This window comes from Psychrobacter phenylpyruvicus DSM 7000 = NBRC 102152 (assembly GCF_000685805.1).
GTDB lineage: Bacteria > Pseudomonadota > Gammaproteobacteria > Pseudomonadales > Moraxellaceae > Psychrobacter > Psychrobacter phenylpyruvicus.
The window spans coordinates 1-8079 of record NZ_JMKP01000055.1; the positions used below are offsets into that span (position 1 = coordinate 1).

Annotated in this window: 11 protein-coding genes and 1 pseudogene; 4 read left to right on the forward strand and 8 right to left on the reverse strand. The window is 38.8% G+C overall.

Annotated features, from left to right (window positions below; translation table 11 throughout):
- The coding region (locus tag G561_RS0112740; RefSeq protein WP_028858945.1) for an integrase core domain-containing protein at positions 1 to 276 on the forward strand (276 nt) is incomplete at its 5' end.
- A gap of 135 nt (positions 277 to 411) precedes the next feature.
- On the opposite strand, the gene G561_RS15745 is transcribed toward G561_RS0112740, so the two are convergent.
- The 4 genes from G561_RS15745 to G561_RS0112770 form a co-directional block, all read right to left on the reverse strand.
- Positions 412 to 621: a DNA/RNA non-specific endonuclease gene (locus G561_RS15745; RefSeq protein WP_081794482.1), complete on the reverse strand. Its 210-nt coding sequence runs from the start codon at positions 619 to 621 to the stop codon at positions 412 to 414.
- A 225-nt stretch (positions 622 to 846) separates the two neighbouring features.
- A complete protein-coding gene (locus tag G561_RS14675) occupies positions 847 to 1005 on the reverse strand; it encodes a hypothetical protein (protein WP_174519760.1) in 159 nt (52 codons plus the stop codon).
- A 422-nt stretch (positions 1006 to 1427) separates the two neighbouring features.
- On the reverse strand, positions 1428 to 1703 hold the full coding sequence (locus G561_RS0112765) for a hypothetical protein (RefSeq protein WP_028859900.1): 276 nt from the start codon (positions 1701 to 1703) through the stop codon (positions 1428 to 1430).
- Between the two features lie 185 nt (positions 1704 to 1888).
- The gene (locus tag G561_RS0112770; protein WP_028859901.1) at positions 1889 to 2416 is read right to left on the reverse strand and encodes a peroxiredoxin; all 528 of its coding nucleotides are present in this window, start codon (positions 2414 to 2416) and stop codon (positions 1889 to 1891) included.
- A gap of 501 nt (positions 2417 to 2917) precedes the next feature.
- Here G561_RS0112770 and G561_RS0112775 point away from each other — a divergent pair.
- Complete coding sequence (locus G561_RS0112775; protein ID WP_227674044.1) at positions 2918 to 3664, forward strand: hypothetical protein; 747 nt, start codon at positions 2918 to 2920, stop codon at positions 3662 to 3664.
- A gap of 230 nt (positions 3665 to 3894) precedes the next feature.
- Here the strand turns inward: G561_RS0112775 and G561_RS0112780 are convergent, their stop codons facing one another.
- The 4 genes and pseudogenes from G561_RS0112780 to G561_RS0112795 form a co-directional block, all read right to left on the reverse strand.
- On the reverse strand, positions 3895 to 4512 hold the full coding sequence (locus G561_RS0112780) for a hypothetical protein (RefSeq protein ID WP_028859903.1): 618 nt from the start codon (positions 4510 to 4512) through the stop codon (positions 3895 to 3897).
- 72 nt (positions 4513 to 4584) lie between these two features.
- Positions 4585 to 4977: pseudogene (arfB, locus tag G561_RS0112785) on the reverse strand (alternative ribosome rescue aminoacyl-tRNA hydrolase ArfB); the annotation flags it as partial.
- Between the two features lie 41 nt (positions 4978 to 5018).
- Positions 5019 to 5744 (reverse strand): cupin domain-containing protein, encoded by a 726-nt coding sequence (locus tag G561_RS0112790; protein WP_028859905.1) that lies wholly within the window; start codon positions 5742 to 5744, stop codon positions 5019 to 5021.
- Positions 5745 to 5823: 79 nt separating this feature from the next.
- Positions 5824 to 6522, reverse strand: coding sequence for a VIT1/CCC1 transporter family protein (locus G561_RS0112795; protein WP_028859906.1), 699 nt, complete (start codon positions 6520 to 6522; stop codon positions 5824 to 5826).
- Between the two features lie 253 nt (positions 6523 to 6775).
- Here G561_RS0112795 and G561_RS0112805 point away from each other — a divergent pair, with 253 nt between their 5' ends.
- Positions 6776 to 7492: an exonuclease domain-containing protein gene (locus G561_RS0112805; protein WP_028859907.1), complete on the forward strand. Its 717-nt coding sequence runs from the start codon at positions 6776 to 6778 to the stop codon at positions 7490 to 7492.
- Between the two features lie 296 nt (positions 7493 to 7788).
- A partial coding sequence (locus G561_RS0112810) for a transposase (protein ID WP_028859908.1) occupies positions 7789 to 8079 on the forward strand: 291 nt, incomplete at its 3' end.

Sequence of the window (8079 nt, forward strand, 5' to 3'; positions counted from 1 at the left end):
TGTAGCGATGATTATCGCACAATCATCAGTAAATACGGTTTTAAAGGATCTATGAGTGCTAAAGGCAACTGCTATGATAACGCGCCAATAGAGAGCTTCTGGGGCGTTTTAAAGAATGAGTTAGTATATCATCATCATTATAAAACTCGATTTGAAGCAATCAACAGTATCATCAAATATATTGAGTTAGATTACAACCAAACGAGGATTCAGCAGAGTTTAGGTATGAGATCGCCAAGACAGGTTTGGGTTGATTTCTACCGTCAGGCTGCGTAATTAAAATCTCCCAAGTTTAGGTGTACGGATTTGACGGCAGGGGTCATTTCTTAAATTGGGTTTTATCCTTATCATCTGTAGTAGGAAAATCTAAGAAATTTATATTAAAATAACCTTGTTCTTGCATACTCATAATTACCAACCTTCAATAAACCTTCCATTTAATATACTAGCAATAAAATGACTACCATCGTCCCCTGCTGCATTCTCAGCTTTGCCTGCATTTCTTTGTCGATTGGTATTCCTATCTATTTTATTAAGAGACAGCTCAACTTTAAACTTATTGATTCGACCTTTACTGTTTGTGATGTATTTATGCCCGTTTGAGATTTTATATTGCTTAATTAGTTAAAAAATTGGTTTATTTATGGACCTATCCCCTTTGCCCTTTGATCCAGTAGGAAGGTTTATAACAAGCTTAACATCTTCACCTTTACTAACCATACTAATAAGGTCAGCACCAGATATCTAAAAAGACCTGCCGTAATAATACGGCAGATCTTTTTTATGGATTTTGGAAAGATCTAGAATGAGCCATTTACTCAAGCTATTTAACTTTCAAGCTTACCCCTACTTACCCTCTGCAAATTCAACCAATGCATCAACAAACTTTTTCAAATACTTCTGAGTACGTTCATTTGTAAAGTTGCCTTCATCATCTAGTGCATCATAAGCATTACTTAGATAAATTTCCGGTGCCAATAATACTGGCGCTTCAAAAGGCAGCATGGTTTTACGTAAGTCAAAGCCACAACTTCTACCGCCATATGAGCTAGGTGAAGCAGTGACAAATGCGGCTTTCCTTAAAATTTACATCATGAATGTTAAAAACTATTTAGCTAACCAATTTTCTCAATTCATATTCTAAAGCTTTTATTGTATTTTCAGATGTCGAATAAAAATCTATCTTATTAGGAAACTCTTCCCATAAAACAGAAACAGCTTCTCCAAGAAATGATATTTTTCCTACCGCAAACTCTGGATATTGACTTCATTCTAAAATATTAAACTCATCAAATTGGCTAAGCTCATTAATCAACTCCCCAGGGCCTATACTTATCAGGTCTAAATCTAATTCAATTAGAAACTTGTTATGCTCAATTTGCGAAGTTCTTATACTGGACATGCCATAACTCCAATCACAGTGCTTACTATTTAGGATTTTCCAAATCTTCTCTGATAATCTGCCGGACTTTAACACCAAACAATGCAATAGGCACCAATACTACAAATATTAGTAAGATAAATATCGAATTTCTTTTTAGAACCTCTAAGGTCAAATTGCGGTATTGATCTGAGGCTATCCCACTTAATATTATGGCTAGTACGAATATAAAGCATTTAATAATAGCAGTTAAATAAGGATGGCCTTTAATTTTCCAAAATATAATAACTCCAGTACAGGCCAAAATTATGAGTGTGGCCATATATTATTTTTCCTTTTCAGCTATTATTTAAATCAATTTACTACCAGCTCAGCCAAAGAGCACTTATAAAAAAGACATAAAAAAACTGCGTAGCCCTAAAGCTTAAGGACTACGCAGTTCACTAATATCTATACAGGTATCGACTGCTGATGGTATCTATCAAGAGTCAATATCAGATGTATCAATTAAGCATTGCTTTTTAAGTACTCTAACATAGTATCTGCATCTGATACTTCAAATGGATCTTCTGGACAGTTGTCTTCAAAGCCTGGTTCGATGAACATTTTTTTGATTTCTTTGTTGTCAACCAGCATTGAATAGCGCCATGAGCGCATACCAAAGCCTAGGTTTTCTTTTTCAACAAGCATACCCATTTTGCGAGTGAATTCAGCGTTACCATCAGGTAGCAAGAAAACTTTCTCACGGCCTTGCTTTAAGCCCCACTGGTACATAACGAAAGCATCGTTTACTGATACACAAACAACTTCATCTACACCTAAAGCTTTAAACTCATCATATAATTCTTCATAGCGAGGTAGATGGCTAGTCGAACAAGTTGGTGTGAAAGCACCAGGTAGTGAGAATACAACCACTTTTTTATTAGCAAATAATTCGTCTGTGGTTAGGTCATACCATTTGAATGGGTTTTCACCGCCGATAGATTCGTCACGAACACGAGTTTTAAAAGTTACATCAGGTACATGAGTAATCATTATTTTCTCCAATTTAAGTTATTGTGTTTTTGTTTTCAAACTCTTCGAATATATTATCAGGTATGGCTATCATTGTTCAAACTATTAACTGTCTGTTTAAAACAGACAATACCAATTCTTACATTCGATTACTCAAGCAAATTAGCATAGTGTTATCTATCTTTGCTTATTGGGAAATTTTTGCTAAGATAATGCTTATGTTACCGGATTTAGTTTTAAATCCTGTAGCAAATACTGTTAAATTATCCTAGCTTTTGTAATTTCTATTTAGTCAGTTATTTAACAGCTTATATTAATAATCTAATCGTTATCAAATCTCATTATAGAAAATCAATTAGTATTACCAAGACAGCTGCTCCTTATCTTGAGGAGAGTTTCAGCTGGCCTATATTTGATGCCAAAAAATGACTTTATTTAGTCGTTTCAAAGTCTCATATAGGGTCAACTAAGCTGACTGGTGTTACTTTAATTGATATGACTCCATAAGAAATGAAAAGTGAGATGATGATGATAATGAGCTTCTATAGCAGTGATGAACAGCTAGTAATTAGAGAGTTCTTTGAGCAAACGGTCCCTACCTTCCCCTTTAAAGTATACGCCCCACCTTTCTATACAGTAAATGCCGAAAACCTAATGCGCATCAAGGCTCTGTGCTGTCATCTGATAGATCCTTACTCCTACGATGGTCGAATTCCCCGTGAAGTAGATTGGTTCTTGAGTAATTTAGCCATCGCTGAGCAGACCGTCCTGTGTCCTTTTGAATATGAGATTACACAAAGCCAAGGGTATATCTCTTTGATGTATATCTATGACTCTTCTCGTTGTAACTTTGAGAATACTATAGCGCTATATACCCGCCAGTATATGACCATAAAAGGCTATATAGACAATCCGGAAGCTGAGGATTACTTTTGTATTTTCCCCGTGATAAATGCTCCCCGCAGTGTGACTCAAAACCAGCATGAAGTCACCAATTTGGCGTATCGCCATATGGAGCTAATTAAAAATGCCGATCTGCATAAGGTGGTGACCGTAGCGCACGATGGCAAATATCTAATATTTTCTTTATCGGAGATATTATCTCTAAGCTACTTTGGATTTGAGATTAATCCACCTCCAGAAGATCCAAACGAAAAGCGCTCTGTGTCTCACATGGATTACGATGAGTATATAAATGCTGTTGAGAGTTTGGGTATGGAGCGGATTGAATTGCCAGCTTTTGTATTTGAAGCGCCTACTAAGTGTTAATCGGTAGCGCAATATAAGCAGTTGAGGCAGATATATGTTCTCAGCTGCTACTTTAGGTAGCAGATACCTAGCCCGAAGTACCAATTGAACGCTAGCCAGATTTTGCCAAGTATTCAATTTTTTTAAGTATATACTCAAGCAGATTGCTTACTTGTCAAATTCTGGCTTGTTACATGCTAGGGTGATACTCACTGATTGTTATTCTTTCAACATCCTTGTCTGCTGATAACTCAATCTAAAACCCAAACTTTATCAGCCTCTACAGCTTGATATTCTGTGTCTCCCAAGATTTGCTTCCTTATCAAGCGACTGTCCTCTATCCCTTGCATATTAGCTACTTCATCAGGGTCAGACAGATTATAAAACTGAATGAAACGATACAACGTCCACTGATAACCATCTAAAAACTGTGCGGTCTGCTCATTGTAATGGCTTGAGCTTTTGATACCGTCCTCAGGCTGACTTTCTACTGGTTCAAATACATTCGAGAAATCCAACGATCCCTCAATAGTACATAAAACTTGAGAATAACTTATGCGTTGCTCAAACAACCAAGTAGCCAGATAATAAGGCTCATCTAACTGCTGTAAAGTAGTTTGCCACGACTGATATATCTTTAATAGATTGGCAATAAGCAAGGTTTTAAGCTCGCCGCTTGGCTCCGCAGGAACACTATTAATCATCAACAGCGAATCTGACCAAGGACGCACCCAAAGCTTGACGTAATCGTGACGTGTCTGCTGTAATCTATCTAAGTCTAAGGCTTTGTATTGCTCGCCCCACTCGTTGATTAAACGTTTGCGGCGGTTAATACCTCTGATTTTGCGGTATCTTATTTTTTTATTCATGTGTTTACTTTCGAAGTTATATACTTCTGAATTGAGTCTAGTGTTGGATTTACACAATCAGGTTGTGAGACATTAATAATCAACCTTACCGCGAAGCGCTTTAGTTCTACCACGTTGTACTTTTTTATCAACTCGTTTACGCTTTGCATTTCTACTAGGCTTAGTGGGTCGCCTAGTAGGATTAACATGGGTTGCTGACACAATAAACTGCTTAAGGCGCTCTATAGCCTCTATTTTGTTACGCTCTTGAGTACGATATTGCTGCGCTTTAATAATGAGCACACCCTCTTTGGTAATGCGATTGTCTTTGCTGTTTAACAAAAGTTGTTTTTGCTCATCACTCAAGCTTGAAGCAGGAATATCAAAACGTAGATGTATCGCCGACGATACTTTATTGACGTTTTGCCCGCCTGCCCCTTGAGCACGAATCGCCGTAATTTCTATATCGCTTTCATTAAGCGTTATTGTGTCATTAGTTATTTTGTCATTAATAGATATCATAGTTTTTATGCGGCACCGATCACATTCAACAAATGACCGGTTTTAATATAAATAGTAGCCCCGCTCTCTCCCGCTATTAAGTTACAGTCACTGCCCAAATTACCGCCAGCAGGTAGTCTTATCCAGCTTTGTGGCTGATATTGCGTTTCTGCATCTAGCAGCATGCCGTCAATAACCAATATCTCTGCTCCGCCAGAGGTAACAGCAGCATGGTCACCATTGGCAACACCGTCTACAAACCTATCCTCTACAAATATTGGCTCGCCAGCTTTTATACGCTGCAAGCTTACTTGCTCATAATCATCTGAAAATAGCTTGCAAACTTCACGACCCTCTAACGTCTGCCAGTGGCTAGCATCATTGGTATTGGTTGCCACATAGCGAGTTTCGGACTCTGGCATCTGACGCAGTTTTACGAAGATTAATGCGCCCTCATCACTATATGGTTGATGCCCCGAACCAGGCGGATTACGCAAATACCAGCCGGCGGGATAATGAGTGTCATCTGCTGAAAACGTTCCTTCTAGCACCAATATCTCTTCGCCGCCCGGATGCTGATGATGCGGGAAATAAGACTGAGGTGCATAACGTACCAAACTGGTTGCGCGCGCTTTTTCAGCCCCTATCCGGTCTAACATCATTCGCTTCACACCACCTTGAGGCGATTCAACCCACTGATGCTGTTCAGCTCTTATACTTGCAGGTTGCAGGAAGTCTGCGTTAATTAACATATATCCAAGCCTTTAGGATTTAATATGAGCGTAAATTAAGTCTGTAAATAAATTCGATAGACAAGCTTTTATGGTGTTATTACACTGAAACGCCAAACAAATTACCAATAATACTGGTGGCGATCATTGCCAAAACCCCCCAGGTAACTACCCTAGCAGTCGCAGGGACAACCGGTGCACCACCTAGACGTGCTGATACCACACCCAATATCATCAAGCCCACTACCGTTAGTACTGCTAAAGAATAGACCAAAGTGTCCGCTGGGAACAAAAATATACCTATGACCGGCAGCACACCGCCAGCTATAAATGCCAAGGCAGACGCTATAGCTGCTTGTAATGGATTGGCTTGGCTGACCTCCGTAATACCAATTTCATCTCTGGCATGTGTTTCTAAAGCATTGTGCTCGGTTAGGGCTTTTGCGACTTGCTGTGCAAGCTCAGGCTCTAACCCGCGCTTCTCATAAATGCGGGTTAATTCTAATAATTCACGTTCTGGATTATGATGCAGCTCATATTGCTCTTTTTTTAGATCCGCTTTCTCAGTGTCTGCTTGCGATGACACAGAGATATATTCGCCTGCAGCCATCGATAGTGCACCTGCAGTTAATGAGGCAAACCCCGTTAACAACAGTGATTCATGACTTTGATTGGCAGCAGCGATACCGACCAATAAACTCGCCGTTGAAATCAAACCATCATTAGCGCCTAAAACAGCCGCTCTTAACCAATTATTTCTATCACTTAAATGTTTTTCTGCATGTATTGAATTAGGCATAGTTGTTCTCTTCTAAATTTTATGGCTATAAAGATCAGCTGGCTGTAAAATTGTTATTATCTTTCAAATCTGTCACTACCAATTGGCTTAATGGCTTTAATTTTACTTTTGTTTTTAAGCCTTAAATGACAAATATTTGCTACTATATAAACCTATTTTAATCATAAAAATAATTTAAGAAAGTGTCTGAGCAAAAATAATCTCAACACTATATGGCATGCTCGTATGAGTTGCTACTTTTAAGGCTTTAATTATGACGACCTACATATTAGATACTGAGACCACAGGATTGATAGAGCCACATATGACTGAGGCGGCCTACTCCATTATTGATATTGTTAATGGGGAAATACAGGTATTACAAGCGCCTAGATCAAAGCGCTTTAATCCGCTAAAGCCAATCAGCTTAGGCTCTATGGCGACCTCTCACATTTGTGATGAAGATGTGGCCGATGAGCCGCCGCACACAGAATTTCGCTTGCCAACCAGTGTTCAGTATTTGGTCGGTCATAATATTGACTATGATATGCAGGTATTAAGAAATGCAGGGGTCACGCACACGCCCAAGCTTATTTGCACCAAGGCCATGTCAAGCTATCTACTGCCTACCCTCGAGAGCCATAAGCTGGTGTCGTTGCTGTATCACTTTCATCGTCAAGTGGCACGCGAACAAGCCAAACACGCCCACGCTGCTATCTATGACATTTATTTTACTCAATTGGTGTTAAGCAGCTTAATTGAGCTTGCCAATAGCCAAGGCCACAATATTACAGATGTCGCAAGCCTCTATGAGTTTAGTGAAATGGCACGTATTCCGACTCATTTAAGCTTTGGTAAATATAAGGGGCAAGCCATCAAAGATCTGGCAACCAGCTCAGATGGTGCAGGCTATCTAAAATGGTTGATGACTCAAGAGAACCTTGACCCTTATCTGGCTGAAGCCTGCAACCAAGCTTTACAGCCCAGTTAGTTTATAATTTATCTACTTTAAAATTATTAAACTTATTTAATAGTTAAATTTTAATAGTTAAATAATTAAAAGCGAAGGTCCTTAATATGGGCCTTCGCTTTTTTATTGAGTGTTAAAAGAGTAATAAGGTCAATTTATTGGCATATATATACGTAAAAGTGTATTCAGCTTATACAAATTTCTATAAATATATACCTTAATATTCGGAGTTTAAATTATATTTAAAACCAAACCCCCTGTGTCAGGATAGTTGTCACCCCTAACAATCAAGTAAAAGGGGGTAACAAGGAACAAAGATGTCCAGATACAGTGAAGAGAGAAAACAAGCTATATTAAGCAAGCTATCGCCGCCACATAACTTAAGTGTATCAGAAGTTGCAAGAAGTGAAGGCATAGGTGTACAAACCCTATATAATTGGCGTAATCAAGCTAGAGAACAAGGACAGCCCATGCCCGGCAATAAAAACACTCCCGATAACTGGTCAAATGAAGCAAAACTTGCCACCATCATAGAGGCCAGCGGCTTATCAGAGACCGAGCTTAGCGAATACTGCCGTAGTAAAGGCCTATATGTCGAACAAATCAAA

Bases quoted from the DNA above. Each gene is read 5' to 3' on its own strand.
- G561_RS14675 (WP_174519760.1), bottom strand. From the start codon at position 1,005: ATGCTGCCTTTTGAAGCGCCAGTATTATTGGCACCGGAAATTTATCTA.
- G561_RS0112765 (WP_028859900.1), bottom strand. From the start codon at position 1,703: ATGGCCACACTCATAATTTTGGCCTGTACTGGAGTTATTATATTTTGG.
- G561_RS0112770 (WP_028859901.1), bottom strand. From the start codon at position 2,416: ATGATTACTCATGTACCTGATGTAACTTTTAAAACTCGTGTTCGTGAC.
- G561_RS0112775 (WP_227674044.1), top strand. From the start codon at position 2,918: ATGATGATGATAATGAGCTTCTATAGCAGTGATGAACAGCTAGTAATT.
- G561_RS0112780 (WP_028859903.1), bottom strand. From the start codon at position 4,512: ATGAATAAAAAAATAAGATACCGCAAAATCAGAGGTATTAACCGCCGC.
- G561_RS0112790 (WP_028859905.1), bottom strand. From the start codon at position 5,744: ATGTTAATTAACGCAGACTTCCTGCAACCTGCAAGTATAAGAGCTGAA.
- G561_RS0112795 (WP_028859906.1), bottom strand. From the start codon at position 6,522: ATGCCTAATTCAATACATGCAGAAAAACATTTAAGTGATAGAAATAAT.
- G561_RS0112805 (WP_028859907.1), top strand. From the start codon at position 6,776: ATGACGACCTACATATTAGATACTGAGACCACAGGATTGATAGAGCCA.